Below are 16,879 nucleotides of genomic sequence, written 5' to 3' on the forward strand. Positions count from 1 at the left end.
ACGGCGCGGGCGGGCGCGCCGGCGGTCCGGTGCGGGGCGTGCGGGCGCGCCGGCGGCCCGGTGCGGGGCAGGCGGGCTCGCGGTCGGGTCGAGGCGGGGGGCACACGGACTGGCGATCGGGCAGGGACGGGCACGCGAGCTCACGGTCTGGCCGGGACCGGGGCACGCAGGCTGGCGGTCGGGCCGAGCCGAGCCGGGCCCGGGCGGGGGGGCACGCAGGCTGGCAGCCGCGCCGGCCCGCCGGCAACCCCGCGGCCGCCCGCAGACCCCGCGCAGGTCCGGCAGACGGACGCCGCCCCGGCCCCCCACGCACAGAACCCCGCCCTACTCCCCCTCCCGCTCCGGCCCCTCCTGCGGCATCCGCCCGGCGAGCTCGTCGACGACGAGGATCGAGGGCCGGACCGACCCGCTGCGGTAGGCCGAGCGGCCGATGAGCTGGGAGATGACCGGGGCGGTGATCACCTGGAACACCCCGACCAACACGAGGGTGACGGCGCTGTCGAGCGGCACCCGCAGCGCGGCGCCGGCCAGGATCAGCAGGAGGCCGAGGGTCTGGGGCTTGGTGGCCGCCTGCAGCCGCGAGAGCAGGCTGGGCAGGCGGACGAGGCCGAGCGCCCCGAGCAGGCACTGGGCCGCGCCGGTCAGCAGCAGCACGTTCGAGACGACCTCCACGGCGCTCACCGGTGCCGCTCCCGGCGCTCGGCGAGGCGGGCGGCGGTGGCCGAGCCGACGAACGCCAGCAGCGCGAACGCCACCAGCAGCGGGATGTTGGAGCCGTCGGCGTAGAAGGCGACGTACACCGCGGTGGCCGCGACGATCAGGACGACGAACACGTCGAGCGCGGCGATGCGGTCGAGGGTGTCGGGCCCGCGGAACAGGCGCCAGAGCGTGAGCACGCCGGCGACGCACAGCATCGCGAGCACGATCGCGTAGACGACGGTCATCCGGACGCCTCCAGCTCGCGGGCCGCGGCCCGCTCCGAGGGCGAGCCCAGCGCGTCGAGCACCCGCCGCTGGACCTCCAGCGCCCCCTTGCGCGCCTGCTCGACGTCGGCGGTGTCGCGGGTGCCGATGACGTAGATGAACCAGCGCGACGCCTGCAGGTCGATCTGCAGCACCAGCGTGCCGGGCGAGAGCGAGTACGCCCCGGCGATCATCGCGACGACGCGGTCGGACGTGCTGAGCAGCGGCAGGTCGAGGATCGCGCCGCGTGAGCGCGGGCCGTGCAGCAGCGTCTCGCGGCTCACCACGAACGACGACACGACGAGGTCGCGCGCCAGGAACGCCACCAGCCCGAGGAACGGCAGCGGGCGGAACGGCAGCCGCGCGTCGACGTCGCCGGGCCGCCAGACCACGGTGACGACCCACCCGACCAGCACCCCGCCGACGACGGTCAGCAGCGTGAACGACCCCCACAGCAGCACCCACACCACGGTCAGCCAGGCGATGCTCAGCGCGCGCGTCACCGGGGCTCCCCCGCCCGCGGCGCGCCGAGCACGGCCACCAGGTACGGCTCGCGGTCGAGCAGGTCGGTCCCGGCGCGGCCGGTGACGGCGGTGAGCGGCCCCGCGAAGACGGCGATGGCCAGGCTGACGGCGACGAGCCCGGCCGTGGCCGCGAACATCGGCACCGGCGTGCGGGCGGTGCCGACGAGCACCTCGTCGTCGGGGTCCACGTCGGGCAGCGCGGCGCGCGGCTCGCCCCAGAACACGCGCACCCACACGCGCGCGAGCGCGTAGAGCGTGAGCAGGCTGGCGACGATCACGACCCCCGCGACGACCGCGGGCCACAGCCCGGCCGCGGCCCCGGCCTGCAGCAGCGCGAGCTTGGCGACGAACCCGGCCGTCGGCGGCACGCCCGCGAGCGTCAGCGCGGGGATCGCGTAGAGCACGGCGAGCCACGGCGACGTGCGCAGCAGCCCGCCCATCTCGTCGAGCTGCACGGTGCCGGTGCGGCGCGTGATGAGGCCGGAGACCAGGAACAGCGTGGCCAGCACCGTGATGTGGTGCGCCGCGTACAGCGCCGCACCCGCGACGCCCGCCGCGTCGAACACCGCGAGCCCGAACAGCATGAACCCGATGTGGCTGACCAGCAGGAACGACAGCAGGCGGTTGATGTCGTTCTGCGCCAGCGCGCCCAGCGCGCCCAGCAGCATGGTGGCGGTGGCCAGCACCAGCAGCAGCGTCCAGGGCTCCTCGCGCGGGAACAGCAGCGTCTGCGTGCGCAGCATCGCGTAGAAGCCGACCTTGGTGAGCAGCCCCGCGAACAGCGCCGCCACCGGGCCGGGCGCGTTGGGGTAGCTGTCGGGGAGCCAGAAGTGCAGCGGCACCATCGCGGCCTTGATCCCGAACACCAGCAGCAGCATCAGCCCGAGCACGGTGACCGGGCCCGGCGGCAGCAGCGCCACCCGGTTCGCGAGGTCGGCCAGGTTGACGGTGCCGGTGGCGGCGTAGACGAACGCGATCGCGGTGAGGAACAGCAGCGAGGACAGCAGGCTGACCGTCACGTACGTCATCCCGGCGCGGATCTTCCGCGCGCTGGTGCGCCGCGTGATGAGCACGTAGGACGCCGTCAGCATGATCTCGAACGCGACGAACAGCGTGAACAGGTCGCCGGTGAGGTAGGCCAGGGAGACCCCGGCCGAGAGCATCAGGTACATCGGGTGGAACGTGGTGCTGGCCGTGCCGCGGCCGTAGTCGGCGATGCGCTGGTCGATCGCATATACCAGCACCGCCAGCGTGACGAGCGTGGAGACCAGCAGCAGGAGCGCGGAGAGCCGGTCGGCCACCAGCGCGATGCCGACGGGCGCGGCCCACCCGCCCAGCGCCGCGACGACCGGCCCGCCCGCGTCGGCGACGACGAGCAGCACGGCCGCGATCACCGACACCGCCGCCAGCACGACGATGCCGACGACCCGCTGCAGGTTCGGCGAGCGCGACCCGATCACGGTGACGGCCGCGCCGAGCAGCGGCAGCAGGACCGGCAGCGCGAGCAGCCAGGCGAAGGAGGTCACCGGGCGGCCGCCTCGACCTCGTCGTCGGCCTCGTCGTCCTCGACCTCGCGCGCGACCTGCTCGTGGTCGTGGTCCTCGTCCAGCGACGCCGACGGCATCGTCTGCGTGGCGATGCGGCGGTCCTCGAGGTCGTCCTGCACCTCGTCGTGCCCGACCAGCACGAACGACCGGTACCCCAGCGCGAGCAGGAACGTGGTGAGCGCGAACGTGATGACGACGGCGGTGAGCGCGAGCGCCTGCGGCAGCGGGTCGGTGATCAGCTCGGGCGGCACGGTGCCGACGATCGGCGCCCGCCCGGGCGGGCCGCCCGCGATCTGCAGCAGCAGGTTGGTGCCGTGCCCGAGCACGACGACGCCGAGCAGCACGCGCATCAGCGAGCGCTGCAGCAGCAGGTAGAAGCCGGTGGAGAACAGCACGGCGACCGTGAGCGCCATGACGACGTTGATCGTGGTCATCCGACGACCTCCCCGGCGTCGTGCATGTCGCGGTCGATGCCCGAGCCCAGCGAGCGCAGCAGGTCGAGCACGACCCCGACGATCAGGACGTAGACGCCGACGTCGAGCAGCAGGCTGGTCTGCGTGGAGACGACCCCGATCAGCGGCAGCTCGACCTGCAGCTTCGCGCTGGTGAGCACCTGGACGCCGAGCACCAGCGGCACGAGCGCGGTGCACACGGAGATCGCCAGGCCGGTGCCGATGATCGCCGGCGGGCGGACCGCGAACACCGCGCCGAGCCCGACGCTGCCGCCCGCGGTGTAGCGCAGGACGAACGCCAGCCCCGCGACGAGGCCGCCGGAGAAGCCGCCGCCGGGCGAGTAGTGCCCGACCAGCAGCAGGTAGAGCGAGAACACGAGCATCGTCGGGAACAGCGTGCGGGTCGCGACCTCCAGCAGCAGCGTGCGGTCGTGGCCCTCCCGCACGGTGCCGGGCAGCATCCAGCCGTGCGTGGGGCGGTCCCACTCGTCGAAGGGGCGGTCGTCGTTCACCCGAGCACATCCTCCTCGTGACGGGGCGAGCCCTGGCCGCTGCTGTGCCTGCGGTCGTACCGGGTGGCCAGCACGAGGCTCGCCACCCCCGCCGCGGCCACGAACAGCACGCCGATCTCGCCGATGGTGTCGAGCGCGCGGAAGTCGACCAGGATCGCCGCGATGACGTTGTCGGCGCCCGCGCCGTCGGGGGCGAGCGCGAGGAAGTCGTCGCTGGCCGAGGCCGGGCCGACGCGCGCCCCGGACAGCACGACCGCCACCCCGGCGACGACGACGCCCCCGACGGTGGCCAGCGCGGCCTTCGCCCACTGCGACCGGCGCCGCGTCGGCTTGCCGGTGAAGTGCGCCGGCAGGCGGCGCAGCACGAACACGAACGCCACCAGCGACAGCGTCTCGACGAGGAACTGCGCGAGCGCGAGGTCCGGCGCCCCCTCGACGACGAACAGCCCGCCCACGCCGTAGCCGATGACGCCGACCAGCAGCACCGCGGTGAACCGCCGCCGCGACCGCACGACGGCCAGCGCCGCGACCATCACCGCGACGGCCAGCGGCACCTGCGCGACCTGGTGGTAGAGCGGCTGCGCGGGCCAGGTGCCCATGAGCAGCGTGACCGGGCCGATCAGCGCGACGACGACGGCGAGGATCGTGGCGAGGTAGGCGGGCAGCGAGCCCACCTGCGAGCGACCGGTGACGACGACGGCGACGCGCTCCAGCCCCGCGACGGTGTTCTCGTAGCCGGCCTGGGCGTCGAACGGGGTGCGCCGCGAGAGCCGCTTGACCTGCCTGCGCAGCCGGTGCACTCCGAGACCGCCGCCGATCGCGACCGCCGAGAACAGCAGCGGCAGGCCCAGGCCGTGCCACAGCGCGAGGTGGTACTCCGCGGCCTCCGCGTCGGCCGGGACGTACTGCGCGGCGTAGGTGCCCGCCAGCGCGTCGGCGACCGGGAAGGCGAGGCCCGTCGCGAGCCCGCCCAGCGCGCACAGCCAGACCGGGACGGTGAGCAGGCGGCCCGGCGGGTGCACCGGCGTGGCGTCGCGGCCGCGCTTGCGCCCGAAGGCGCCCCAGACGAACCGCGCGCTGTACGCCGCCGTGAGCACCGAGCCGAGCAGCAGGCCCAGCGCGATGGTCCAGCCCCGCACGCCGCCCTCGTGCAGGAAGGCCTCGAACGCGGCCTCCTTGCCGAGGAACCCGAGCATCGGCGGCAGCCCCGCCATCGACGCCGCGGCGAGGACGGCCGCGGCCGCGAGGCCGGGCAGGGCGTGCCGCAGGCCGGAGAGCTGCCGCAGGTCGCGGGTGCCGGTGGCGTGATCGATCGCCCCGACGGCCATGAACAGCGGGGCCTTGAACAGCCCGTGCGCGAGCAGCATCGCGACGCCCGCGAGCGCGGAGATCCGCCCGCCGGCGCCGAACAGCACCATGAGGAACCCGAGCTGGCTGACGGTGCCGAACGCGAGCACCCGCTTGAGGTCGGTCTCGGCCAGCGCGCGCCAGCCGCCGACCAGCATCGTGCCGATCCCGGCGACGGCGATCGGCACCCACCAGACCGCGAGGTCGGAGAAGCCCGGCGCGAGCCGCCCGACCAGGTAGACGCCGGCCTTGACCATCGACGCGGCGTGCAGGTAGGCGCTGACGGGCGTCGGCGCGACCATCGCGGCCGGCAGCCAGGGGTGGAAGGGCAGCTGCGCCGACTTCGTGAACGCCCCGACCAGGATCAGCAGCAGCGCGGCCGACACCATCCCGCCGCCGCCGATCTCGCCCGCCCGCCCCATGGCCACGATCTCCGAGATCCGGTACGTGCCCGCGGCCTCGCCCAGCAGCACGAACCCGAGCAGCATCGACAGCCCGCCGAACACCGTGACCAGCAGCGCCTGCAGGGCGGCGCGGCGGCCCTCCCGCTTGTCGCCGCGCTGGCCGACGAGCAGGTAGGAGGTGATGGAGGTGAGCTCCCAGAACACGTAGAGCGTGAGCAGGTCGTCGGCCAGCACCAGCCCGAGCATCACGCCGGCGAAGGTCAGCAGCAGCGCCGCGGAGCGGGTGGCCTCCTCCGAGGTCGGGCCGAAGTAGCCCGCGCTGTAGACCAGGATCAGCGCGCCCAGCCCGGAGACCAGCACGATCATGGCCAGCGACAGGGCGTCGAGCCGGAACGCGAGCTCCAGGCCGAGCGTCGGGGCCCACGCGACCGACTCCGAGACGCCCGGCCCGAGCGCGGCCCCGGCGTGCGCCAGCGCCCACACGAGCGTGACGGCGGGCAGCACGGCGGCCACCAGGAACGCGGGCCGGTGCCCCCGGGCCGAGAGGAGCGGGAGCACCAGCGCGACCACCAGGTGGGCGACGACCAGTGCGAGCACGCCTCTCCTCCGGGTCGGGCACGGTGCAACGGCCGGCCTGGGGATGCCGGCGGGTGATCGCGACGTGTGCCGCCCACCCTACCGGGCGGGACCGGACGTTCCGGGCGTCGAAGCGGGCCGTGAGCCGACTCACCCGCAGAACTGGAACGATTCAGACGCCATGTGCGCTGTACCGACCGTGACTGAGAACAACACCACCACCAGCCGGATCCGCCGACTCCTGCAGCGCTTCGACTCCTGGACCCTGACCGTGCTCAACCCGCGCCTGCCGGCCGACACCCGTCGCTGACGGGACGCCGACCGGCAGCGCGGCCGGTCACTCCGGCGGGGCCTCGGTCAGCGTCGGGCGCAGCCGCTGCCACGTCAGGAACACCGCCGCCACCACCAGCATCCCGACGCCGGTCCACAGGTTGAGGTTGATGCCACCGGCCTTCTGCAGGTCGGCCTCGCTGCCGCCGAACAGGCCGAGCAGCGTGAGGAGCACGCCGTAGACCGCGAACAGCACCGCGATCACCGTGCGCAGGTCGAAGAGCGCACTGGCCGCACTGGGTGCGGTCGTCTCGTTCGGGTTCTCGTTCGTCATCGGGTTCCCCTCCCTCAGGGCACGAGCAGGTAGAGGGCTGCGGTCATCACGAGCACGATGCCGCCGAGCAGGGCCGGCGAGCGGTACCACCCGGCGTCCTCCCCGGTCGTGGTGTGGCTGCGGTCCGCCTTGGGCGTCAGCTGCCACACCAGCCCGACCAGCTCGGCATCGGGCTTCGGGGTGGTCACCATGGTGACGGCAGCGCCCACCGCGATGCCGACGACGAACGCGGCGCTGGCCCCCACGAAGCTGCCCGCCTGCGACGACAGCGCCAGCACGCCCGTGCGGACGAGCACGTCGACGGCGATCGCGGCGAGCGTGCCCGACACCAGGCCCGTCCAGCCCGCCGTGCCGGTCATCCGCTTCCAGAACAGGCCGAGGATGAAGATCGCGAAGAGCGGGGCGTTGAAGAAGCTGAACAGCGCCTGGATGTAGTCCATCAGGTTCTCGTAGCTGCCGGCGAGGAACGCCGTGCCGATGGCCAGGATGCAGCCGATCACCGTGACGGCCCGGCCGACCTGCAGGTAGTAGTGGTCGTCGCGGCCGGGCCGCAGCCAGTCCTGCCAGATGTCGTAGGTGAAGACCGTGTTGAGCGAGCTGATGTTGGCCGCCATGCCCGCCATGAACGCCGCGAGCAGACCGGCCAGGGCGACGCCGAGCACGCCGTTCGGAAGCACCTCGCCCATCAGCAGCGACAGCGTGTTGTTGTACGTGACGCCCTCGGCCCCCGACCCCGCCTTGAGCTCGGTGATCTGCGGGACGAGCACCGCGGCGATGATGCCCGGCACCACGATGACGGCCGGGATGAGCGCCTTCGGGAACGCCGCGATGATCGGCGTGCGCCGCGCCGCCGACATCGACTTCGCCGAGAGGCAGCGCTGCACCTCGGCGAAGTTCGTCGTCCAGTAGCCGAACGACAGCACGAAGCCGAGGCCGAACACGATGCCGATCACCGACAGGACCGGGCTCTGGATCTCGGTGAGCTCCGTGCCGGGCCACGCCGAGAGCTGCTCGGAGCCGCCCGGGCCGGCCGTGACGCGCTCGACGAGCCCGTTCCAGCCCCCGACGCGGGCGAGCCCGGCGATCGTCAGCGGGATGAGCAGCGCCAGGATGACGAAGAACTGCAGGACCTCGTTGTAGATCGCCGCCGACAGCCCGCCGAGGAAGGTGTAGCTGAGCACCACGAGCGCGGCCACCGGGATCGCGACGGCCAGCGACCACCCCAGCAGCGCCTCGAGCACCAGGCCCAGCGCGAACAGGTTGACGCCCGCGATCAGCACCTGCGCCAGCGCGAACGTCACGGCGTTGACCCGCTGCGTCGTGGTGTTGAAGCGCATCCGCAGGAACTCCGGGACGCTGCGCGCCTTGCTGCCGTAGTAGAAGGGCATCATCACGATGCCCAGGAAGACCATCGCCGGGACGGCGCCGATCCAGTAGTAGTGCACGGTCGCCATGCCGTACTGGGCCCCGTTGGCCGTGAACCCGATCAGCTCGATCGCGCCCAGGTTGGCCGCGATGAACGCGAGGCCGGTGACCCACGCCGGCAGCGACCGGCCGGACAGCAGGAAGTCGAGGCTGGAGTTGACCGACCGCCGTGCGGCGACCCCGATCCCCAGCGCGAGCAGGAAGTAGAACGCCACGAACACGTAGTCGACGAACGTGGTGTCCAGCCGCAGGTCGGCCTGCGCAGAGATCATGAGTTCCCCCGGGGCGTCGGTGCCGTGCGGGGATGATCGCCCGACAACCGTCCGCGCGCCAGATCTGGCACCCGATCGTCGCCCGGACCCGGACGCACCGGCGAGCCGGTCGCCGCCGCGGCGGGCTACCCGACGCGGGCGTGCAGGGGCTTGGCGAAGCAGCGGCTGTCGGGCTCGTGGCGGTAGATGCCGAAGCCGGGCATCGGCTCGTAGCCCTCGCTCGCGTAGAGCGCGAGGGCCTCGGGCTGCTTCGTGCCGGTCTCCAGCACCGTGCGGACGCGCCCGGCCGCGGCGGCGGTGCGCTCCAGCTCGGCCAGCACCGCGCGGGCGTACCCGCGGCCGCGGTGGGCCGGCGACACGTACATCCGCTTGATCTCGGCGTCGCCGTCGCGCAGCTCCGGGTCGGCGCCGGAGTCCTGGGCCCGCCAGCCCCCGCTCGCGACGGCGACGCCGTCGAGGTAGCCGACGAGGAAGAAGCCGCGGGGGGCGGCGAACTCGGCGGGGTCGACGGGCGTGGTGTCCTCGTCGCCGTAGCGCTCGCGGTAGAAGGCCTGGACCTCCGCGATCAGGCGCAGGGAGTCGGGGTGGTCGAAGGGCGTGGGGCGCATCTGGAGCACCCCACGACCCTAGGACTCAGGCCCCGGCCTTCGCCTTCTGCCGCCACGAGGTCAGCGCGCGCTCGGTGTAGCCGTTGGGCTCGGAGCGCCCGGAGAAGACCAGGTCGAGCGCGGCCCGGAACGACGGGCTGCCGTCGAGGTCGGCCGCCATCGGCGCGTAGCCGGGCTCGCCCTCGTTCTGCTCGTCGACGAGCGCGGCCATGCGGGCGAACGTCTCGCGGACGGTGGCCTCGTCGACGATCCCGTGGTGGAGCCAGTTGGCGATGAGCTGGCTGGAGATGCGCAGCGTGGCGCGGTCCTCCATCAGCCCGACGCCCTCCAGGTCGGGCACGGTCGAGCAGCCGATGCCCAGCCCGACCCAGCGGACGACGTAGCCCAGGATCGACTGGGCGTTGGTCTCCAGCTCGTGCGTCCGCTCCTCGTCCGAGAGGTCCTTCTCCAGGACGGGGACCTCGAGCAGCAGCGCCCGGTCGGTCGTCCGCCCGGCCAGCTCCTGCTGGCGCGCGCGCACGTCGGTGCGCAGGTAGTGCAGCGCGTGCAGGGTGGCGGCGGTCGGCGACGGCACCCAGGCGCAGGTCGCCCCGGCCTCCGGCTGCGCGCCCTTCTGCTCCAGCATCGCGGCCATCGCGGCGGGCTTGGCCCACATGCCCTTGCCGACCTGCGCCTGCCCCGCGAAGCCCGCGGCCAGCGCCACGTCGACGTTGCGGTCCTCGTAGCCGGTGAGCCACGGCGTCGACCTCATGTCGTCCTTGCGCACGACCGGGCCGGCCTCGAAGTCGGTGTGGATCTCGTCGCCGGTGCGGTCGAGGAAGCCGGTGTTGACGAAGATGACGCGGTCCCGGGCGGCCTCGATGCACGCGCCGAGGTTGAGCGAGGTGCGCTTCTCCTCGTCCATGATCCCGATCTTGACCGTCCGCGGGTCCAGCCCCAGCGCCTCCTCGACGGCGGCGAACAGCTCGACGGTGAGCGCCACCTCCTCGGGCCCGTGCTGCTTGGGCTTGACGATGTAGACGCTGCCCGCGCGCGAGTTGGAGAAGCGGCCGAGCCCGCGCAGGTCGTGCAGCGCGGCGGTGACCGACACCAGCGCGTCGAGGACGCCCTCGGCGACCTCCGCGCCGTCGGCGAGCACGGCGTTGGTCGTCATGTGGTGGCCGCAGTTGCGCACCAGCATCAGCGAGCGGCCGGGCAGCACGAGCTCCGAGCCGTCGGGCGCGGCGTAGGTGCGGTCGCCGTGGACGCGGCGCTCGACGGTCCTCCCGCCCTTGTCGAAGCTCGCGACCAGCTCGCCGGTCATCAGCCCGAGCCAGGTGCGGTAGGCCAGCGTCTTGTCCTCGCCGTCGACGGTGGCGACCGAGTCCTCCAGGTCGACGATCGTGGTGACCGCCGACTCCAGCACGACGTCGGCGACCCCGGCGTGGTGCTGGCGCCCGACCTGGTGCTCCGGGTCGATCCGCAGCTCGACGTGCAGGCCGTTGCGGCGCAGCAGGACCGCGCCCTCGCCCGACCCGGCGAACTGGGCGGGGTCGGCGAGCGCGGGCGACAGCGCGCCGTCGGCGACGACGTACTCCGTGACGTCGGCGTGGCTGCCCGAGGCCAGCGGGAACAGCTCGTCGAGCAGCTCGTCGGCGGCGGCGATGACCTGCGCGCCGCGCTGCTCGTCGTAGCCCTTCGCGAGCTCGTGGTCCAGCGGCAGCGCGTCGGTGCCGTACAGCGCGTCGTAGAGCGAGCCCCAGCGCGCGTTGGCGGCGTTGAGCGCGTAGCGCGGCACGGTGGCGGGCACGACGAGCTGCGGACCGGGGACGTCGGCGATCTCGGCGTCGACGCCGCTCACCTGCACCGAGGGCGTCGCCTCGGGCAGCAGGTAGCCGATCCCGGTGAGAAACTCCGCGTACGCGGCGGCGTCGCCCGCCCCGTGCTCGCGGTGCCAGTCGTCCACCTGCGCCTGGAGCTCGTCGCGCCGGGCGAGCAGCGTCGCGATCCGGGGCGCGAAGCGCTCCTGGAGCTCGGCGAGGACGCTCCAGAAGCGGTCCGGGGAGAGGTCGAGCCCGGGCAGGAGCTCCTCGGCGACGAACGAGCGCAGGGTCGGGTCGATCCGCAGGTCCATGGGCGCTTTTCTACCATACGGATCAAGTTTTCCGCATTGCGGAATCAGGCGACGACGCCGGCGAGGTCCAGCAGCCGCCGCAGGTCGGTCAGGGCGCGCGCCCGGGTCGGCCCGAGGCTGCCCACGGCCATGCCCAGGTCCCGCGCGATCTCGACGTAGGGCCGCCGGTCGTCGGTGAACAGCGCCGTCACCAGCGCGCGGCGCCGGGCCGGCAGCGCGTCGAGCGCGGTGCGCAGGGCCGCGCACGTGTCGGCGTCGACGACGACGTCCTCGGGCCCGGGACGCGGGTCCGCCGCGGCGGCGAGCGGCTCGTCGGCCGGGATGGTGCGCGAGCCGTGGCGCAGCAGCCGGATGCACTCGCGGCTCACGACGGTGGCCAGCCAGCCGCCGAGGTGCTCGGGGGTGTGGATGCGGTGCAGGTTCTCCGCCAGCCGCAGCCACGTCGCCTGGGCGACGTCGAGCGCGTCGGCCTCCTGCAGCCGGAAGCCGTGGGTGCGCGAGCGCAGCAGCGGCGTGTAGCGGCGCACGAGCTCGTCCCAGGCGCCGGGGGCGCCCTCGGCGGCGGCGCGCAGCAGGTCGGTGGTGTCCGGGCCGGTCTGCTCGGTGGTCTGCTCGATCGTGGTCGTCTGCATCACGGGGGCCCTTCCGGCGGTCCTGCTGGGGTCACCCGTGACGCTCGGCTCCGGGCGGTCCCGCGGGGAGGCCGTGGGTCCCGCCTCGATCGGGACGTCCGCCCGGCGCCGCGGGCTAGGCTCCCGCGCCATGGAGCCGGTCACGGTGCTCGTGGTCGACGACCACCCGCTGGTGCGCCGCGGGCTGAGCACGCTGCTCGGGCTCGAGGACTGGGTGGGCCGGGTCGTCGAGGCCGGGTCCGTGCGGGAGGGCGCGCTGGCCGGCGCGGCCGAGGGCGTCGACGTCGCCGTGGTCGACCTGGGCCTGCCCGACGGCAGCGGCGTCGACCTGGTCACCCGCCTGCGCCGCGCCCCCGGCTGCCCCGTGCTGGTGCTGACCATGACCCGCGACGAGCAGGCCGTGCGCGCCTGCCTGGCCGCGGGCGCCACCGGCTACGTGCTCAAGGACAGCCCGCCCGACGTGGTCGTGCGCGCCGCCCGCACCGTGCTCGACGGCGGCCTGGTGCTCGGCCCGGAGGTCGCCCCGGCCGCACTCGGGACGCACCGGCCCGCCGCGCTGCCCGCCCCGCTCGACCGCCTCTCCCCCGGCGACCTCCGCCTGCTCACGCTGCTCGCGCAGGGCCGCACGAACGGCCAGCTCGCGCGCGAGCTCGGCGTCGCGGAGAAGACGGTGCGCAACCGCGTCGCGATCCTGCTCGGGGTGCTCGGCGTCGCCGACCGCGTGCAGGCCGCCCTGCTGGCCCGCGACCGCGGCCTGCTCGGACCGGCCTAGGCGGGTGCTGAAGAACTCCGGCCGTCGCGAGCGTCGCGCAGTAGGCCCGAGTTGTTCAGCGCGCTCCCAGCACTAGGCCGAACGGGGCGAACCTGCCGTCCCCGGCCGGGTGACCTGTCACCCTGGGTCGGATCCGACGGCGGGAGGCACGATGATGACGGCGATCCGCGAGCCGGTGCTGGCGATCACCCCGGGCAGCGATCGCATGCACCTCGGCCCGGCCGCGACGGTGCTCTCGCACGTCACGGCCGAGCAGCCGCCCGCAGGCGGTTCGGCGCCCGCCACCGACTGGGAGTTCCACGACGCCGACGGGCGGGCGCTCGCCGTCACCGCGGGCGGCCTGGCCGCGGCCGACGCCGGCCTCGCCGCGCCGGCGCGGGCCGCCCGCCAGGTGCTGGTGTCGCGGATCGACCTCGTGCTCGCCCACGCCCAGCTGCGCCTCGACGCGCACGTCGCGGAGCGGATCGCGGGCGGCGACCCGCCCACCGACGACGAGCGCGTGCGGATGCTGCGGGTCGGGGGCGAGCTGGCCGACGTGCTCGGCGTGCTCGTGATGCTCGAACCGGGCCTCGACCCGACACCGGGCGACCCCACCCCCGGCAGCTGGTGGCACTACTTCTGGGCGCACTGAGACCGGTGGCGGCCACCCCGGTGCTCCCGACGGCCCCGGCCGCGGGCGGGACCGGACGCGTCCTCGCGCTCCCGGTGCCGGTCCTGCTGCTGGGCGCGGCCGCGCTGGCGGCGGTCGCCGCGGCCGGGCCGCTCGTCGCCGCGCCGGTGCCCTCGGCCGGTCCCGCGATGACCGTCGCGCTGGCGGCGTCGTTCCTCCCGCTGGCCGTCCTCGTGCTGCGCCGCGTGCCGCGGCACCCGATCGGGCGCCTGATGCTGCTGGTCGGGGGCCTGGCGGGGCTCGCAGCCGCCGCCGTCGCCTGGTCGGGGTTCCTGCCCGCGGCGTGGCTGAGCCAGTGGCTGTGGCTGCCGGCGTGGGCGCTGATCCCGGTGGTCCTGCTGCTCGTGCCGGACGGGCGGCTGCCCTCGCGCCGGTGGCGGCCGCTGCTGGCCGGCCTCGTCGCCGCCGGGACCGTGCTGGTGCTCGCCGCCGCCGCGGCGGCGGCGGTCGAACCCCGCTCGCTGTTCAGCGGGGAGGAGATCGCCGGGCCCGCGCGCTCCCTGCTGCTGGTCGCGCGCGGCGCCGCCCTGGTCACCGGCGCGGCCGTGCTCGGTGTGCTGGCGTCGCTGGGCGTGCGCTGGCGGCGCGCCGACCGGGACGAGCGCGGCCAGCTCGCCTGCCTCGCGCCCGCCGGGGTCCTGCTGCTCGCCGGCGTCGGGCTGGACGCGGCGCAGGTGCCGTTCGCCTGGGTCCCGGCCGTGGTGGCGTTCCCCCTCGGGCTCACCGTCGCCGTCCTGCGCTACCGGTTCCACGACCTCGACCTGCACATCCACCGCGGCACCGTGTGGGCGGTGCTGACGGGGTTCGTCGTGGCCGTCTACGTCGGCGTCGCCACGCTCGTCGGCGCGACGGTGGCCGAGCCGGGCTCGCCGACCGGGTCGGTCGTCGCCGCGGCCACCGTCGCCGCGCTCCTGCAGCCGGCGCACTGGGTGGCCCAGCGGGGCGTCCGGCGCCTGCTCTACGGCCGCCGCGACGAGCCGTACGCCGTGCTCACCGAGCTGGGCCGCAGCCTGGAGGGGGTCCGCGACCCGCTGGCCGCGCTGCCCCGGATCGCCGAGTCCGTGGTCACGACCCTGCGCGTGCCCTACGCCGCCGTCCGGGTGGTCGACGACGACGGCAGCTCCGGCACGGCCGCCGAGCACGGCCGCTGGGCGGGCGAGCCGGCGGCGTTCCCGATGGTCGCGCACGGCGCCGTGGTCGGCGAGCTCCTGGTGGCGCCGCGGACCGCGGGCGCCCGGTTCACCGCCGCGGAGGCGCGGCTGCTGCGCGACCTCGCGGGGCAGGCCGCGCAGGCCGCGCACGCCTGCCGCAGCGCACTCGCCCTGCAGCGCGCCCGCGACCGGCTCGTGCTCGCCCGCGAGGAGGAGCGCCGCCGGCTGCGCCGCGACCTGCACGACGGCGTCGCGTCGGCGCTGGTCGGGACGCGGCTGCTCGCCGAGGCGGCCCGCCGGACCGTCGCCGTCGACGGCCCCGCGCCCGGCCTGCTCGACGCGCTGGCCGCCGACCTCGACGGCTGCACCGCCGAGGTGCGCGAGCTGATCGACGGCCTGCGCCCCGCCGCGCTCGACGCCGGGCTGGGGCCGGCGCTGGACGGGCTCGTCGCGCGGTTCGGCGGGGAGGGCCCGGAGATCGCGCTCGACGTCGGCGCCGACCTCGACGACCTGCCCGCCGCCGTCGAGGTGGCGGCCTACCGGATCGTCGCCGAGGCGCTGACCAACGTCGTCAAGCACGCGGGGGCGGCGCACGCCCGGATCGTCGTCGGGCGCGACGACAGGCACCTCGCCGTGACGGTCACCGACGACGGCCGCGGTCTCGGCGGCTCCCCCTCCCCCGACGGCGTGGGCCTCACCTCGGTGCACGACCGGGCCGGGGAGCTGGGCGGGCGCGCCGAGGTCACCTCCTCCGAGGGCGGCGGCACGACCGTCGCCGTCCTGCTCCCGCTCAGGAGCTGAGCACCGGCAGCATCCCGGCGATCAGCGCCAGGTCGGGCATCCGCCCGATCCGGAACGACGACGCCACCGGCACCTGCGGCGTCCCTCCCGGGTGGGCGAGCAGCGCCCGCACGTCCAGCGGACCCAGCGGCGGGCCGCCCGCCGCGCGCTGCATCCCCTGCACGACCGCGGCCACCCCGGCGACGATCGCGGCGGCGGCGCTGGTGCCGCCGAAGGCGCCGTAGCCGACGGCCAGTGGCGCGACCACCGACCCGCCCCAGCAGTAGCAGTCGACGCGCACGCCGTAGTTGGACAGCGCACCGGCGTTCCAGCGGTGCCCCTCGACCGGCCCGGCGGGGTCGGTGACCACCTCCCCGTGCGCGGCCCCGACCAGGATCGCCCCCGAGTCGAGGTCGCGGTCGTCGCGCGAGAGGCGCCGGCCCGTCGGCCCGGTCCACGCCGACAGGTCCTCCGCGCCGTTGCCCGCCGCCTCGACGACCACGATCCCCTTCGCCGAGGCCAGCCGGACCGCGGCGTAGACGGCGTCGTCGGTCTCGACGCAGAGGTAGCCGTCGCCGGGGCGGTCGACCTCGAGCAGCAGGACGTCGCCGGGCGAGAGGTGCTCGCGGGCCACCAGCACGGCGTTGACGACGTCGCCGTCGGTCTGCCCGTCGAAGTGCGAGCAGACGGCGACCTCGGCGAGCGCTCCGGCCAGCCCGCTGCCCCCGCGGCCGTTGACGCGCCCCGCGACCAGCCCGAGCACGCTGGTGCCGTGGCTGCCCTCGGCCGGGTCGAGGGTGAACCGGTTGACGCCGACGAGCGGCGGGCCGACCATGCCGTCGATGTCGGGGTGGGCGAGCTCCCAGCCCTGCTCGACGTCGACGACCCGCACCCCCTCCCCCCGCCCGCCCGGCTGCTCCCAGGCGTGGAAGGCGTCGACGCCGCGGGGGCGCGGGGCGAGCCAGCCCTGCCCGGTGGACGCGGTGAGCGGCGCGACCGCGGCCGTGCGCGGGTCGCCGACGACGGTCTCGGCGTAGGCCTGCGCGACGCCGCGGGACGCCGGCTCGCGGCCCTCCTCCAGCCCCTGCAGCTCGCGCGCCACCTCCTGGGGCCCCTTCCCCGAGCCCTCGGCCTCCACCACCCAGTAGCGGGCCAGGCTCTGCAGCGGCGGGAACGGGCTGTCGCGGGCCTCCTCCTCGGCGCGCAGCAGGTCGGCGAGCGCGACGCCGGTGACCAGGCGGTGGGTGCGCACGCCGTTGGCCCGCAGGTAGCCGACGAGCGGCCCGAGCAGGTCGCCGTTGCGCTCGCCGTGCTCGACCAGGTCGCCCGTGTCGTCCAGGGGCACGCGGTCGGCGAGCACGACCACGACCCGTCCGGTGTAGCGGCGCTCGGGCAGCGGCCTGCGCTCGGGCACGGCATCGGGTTCGAGCGGGGGCTCGGCGTCCATCGGCCGACCGTAGGACCCCGCGGCGGGTGGGGACACCGCCGTCAGGACGCGCGCGACGGACCGCTGCCGTCGTAGCCTCGC

The 16,879-nt window shown here is 75.1% G+C and carries 16 protein-coding genes; 3 read left to right on the forward strand and 13 right to left on the reverse strand.

Features of this window, described 5'->3' with window-relative positions; translation table 11 throughout:
* Positions 1-324 precede the first annotated feature (324 nt).
* The 12 genes from mnhG to HOP40_RS34405 form a co-directional block, all read right to left on the reverse strand.
* Positions 325-681, reverse strand: a complete 357-nt coding sequence (gene mnhG, locus HOP40_RS34350) for a monovalent cation/H(+) antiporter subunit G (protein ID WP_172167451.1) — start codon at positions 679-681, stop codon at positions 325-327.
* Complete coding sequence (locus HOP40_RS34355; protein WP_172167453.1) at positions 678-944, reverse strand: MrpF/PhaF family protein; 267 nt, start codon at positions 942-944, stop codon at positions 678-680. Before HOP40_RS34355 ends, mnhG begins: the two co-directional genes overlap by 4 nt.
* Entirely contained in the window at positions 941-1,465 is a 525-nt protein-coding gene (locus HOP40_RS34360) for a Na+/H+ antiporter subunit E (protein WP_172167456.1), read from the reverse strand. The genes HOP40_RS34355 and HOP40_RS34360 overlap by 4 nt, the downstream gene beginning before the upstream one ends.
* On the reverse strand, positions 1,462-3,012 hold the full coding sequence (locus HOP40_RS34365) for a Na+/H+ antiporter subunit D (RefSeq protein ID WP_172167458.1): 1,551 nt from the start codon (positions 3,010-3,012) through the stop codon (positions 1,462-1,464). Before HOP40_RS34365 ends, HOP40_RS34360 begins: the two co-directional genes overlap by 4 nt.
* Complete coding sequence (locus HOP40_RS34370; protein WP_172167460.1) at positions 3,009-3,467, reverse strand: Na(+)/H(+) antiporter subunit C; 459 nt, start codon at positions 3,465-3,467, stop codon at positions 3,009-3,011. Before HOP40_RS34370 ends, HOP40_RS34365 begins: the two co-directional genes overlap by 4 nt.
* Positions 3,464-3,997: an MnhB domain-containing protein gene (locus tag HOP40_RS34375; protein ID WP_240157430.1), complete on the reverse strand. Its 534-nt coding sequence runs from the start codon at positions 3,995-3,997 to the stop codon at positions 3,464-3,466. Before HOP40_RS34375 ends, HOP40_RS34370 begins: the two co-directional genes overlap by 4 nt.
* A complete protein-coding gene (mbhE, locus tag HOP40_RS34380; RefSeq protein WP_172167462.1) occupies positions 3,994-6,345 on the reverse strand; it encodes a hydrogen gas-evolving membrane-bound hydrogenase subunit E in 2,352 nt (783 codons plus the stop codon). Before mbhE ends, HOP40_RS34375 begins: the two co-directional genes overlap by 4 nt.
* A 316-nt stretch (positions 6,346-6,661) precedes the next feature.
* Positions 6,662-6,928 (reverse strand): hypothetical protein, encoded by a 267-nt coding sequence (locus HOP40_RS34385; RefSeq protein WP_172167464.1) that lies wholly within the window; start codon positions 6,926-6,928, stop codon positions 6,662-6,664.
* Between the two features lie 14 nt (positions 6,929-6,942).
* On the reverse strand, positions 6,943-8,625 hold the full coding sequence (locus tag HOP40_RS34390) for a sodium:solute symporter family protein (RefSeq protein ID WP_172167466.1): 1,683 nt from the start codon (positions 8,623-8,625) through the stop codon (positions 6,943-6,945).
* A 125-nt stretch (positions 8,626-8,750) separates the two neighbouring features.
* Complete coding sequence (locus tag HOP40_RS34395) at positions 8,751-9,233, reverse strand: GNAT family N-acetyltransferase (RefSeq protein WP_172169792.1); 483 nt, start codon at positions 9,231-9,233, stop codon at positions 8,751-8,753.
* Between the two features lie 25 nt (positions 9,234-9,258).
* Positions 9,259-11,346, reverse strand: a complete 2,088-nt coding sequence (locus HOP40_RS34400) for a malate synthase G (RefSeq protein WP_172167468.1) — start codon at positions 11,344-11,346, stop codon at positions 9,259-9,261.
* Positions 11,347-11,390: 44 nt separating this feature from the next.
* The gene (locus HOP40_RS34405; RefSeq protein ID WP_172167470.1) at positions 11,391-11,978 is read right to left on the reverse strand and encodes an RNA polymerase sigma factor; all 588 of its coding nucleotides are present in this window, start codon (positions 11,976-11,978) and stop codon (positions 11,391-11,393) included.
* Positions 11,979-12,108: 130 nt separating this feature from the next.
* Between HOP40_RS34405 and HOP40_RS34410 the strand changes: the two genes are divergently transcribed.
* The 3 genes from HOP40_RS34410 to HOP40_RS34420 all read left to right on the forward strand — a co-directional run bounded on the left by HOP40_RS34410 (position 12,109) and on the right by HOP40_RS34420 (position 15,372).
* Positions 12,109-12,750 (forward strand): response regulator, encoded by a 642-nt coding sequence (locus HOP40_RS34410; RefSeq protein WP_172167472.1) that lies wholly within the window; start codon positions 12,109-12,111, stop codon positions 12,748-12,750.
* Between the two features lie 151 nt (positions 12,751-12,901).
* The gene (locus tag HOP40_RS34415) at positions 12,902-13,381 is read left to right on the forward strand and encodes a hypothetical protein (RefSeq protein WP_172167474.1); all 480 of its coding nucleotides are present in this window, start codon (positions 12,902-12,904) and stop codon (positions 13,379-13,381) included.
* A gap of 5 nt (positions 13,382-13,386) precedes the next feature.
* Positions 13,387-15,372 (forward strand): sensor histidine kinase, encoded by a 1,986-nt coding sequence (locus HOP40_RS34420; protein WP_172167476.1) that lies wholly within the window; start codon positions 13,387-13,389, stop codon positions 15,370-15,372.
* On the opposite strand, the gene HOP40_RS34425 is transcribed toward HOP40_RS34420, so the two are convergent.
* Positions 15,362-16,798 (reverse strand): S8 family serine peptidase, encoded by a 1,437-nt coding sequence (locus HOP40_RS34425; protein ID WP_172167478.1) that lies wholly within the window; start codon positions 16,796-16,798, stop codon positions 15,362-15,364. The genes HOP40_RS34420 and HOP40_RS34425 overlap by 11 nt on opposite strands.
* Positions 16,799-16,879 lie beyond the last annotated feature (81 nt).

Origin of the sequence: Pseudonocardia broussonetiae, from assembly GCF_013155125.1 — a bacterium.
GTDB classification, from domain to species: domain Bacteria; phylum Actinomycetota; class Actinomycetes; order Mycobacteriales; family Pseudonocardiaceae; genus Pseudonocardia; species Pseudonocardia broussonetiae.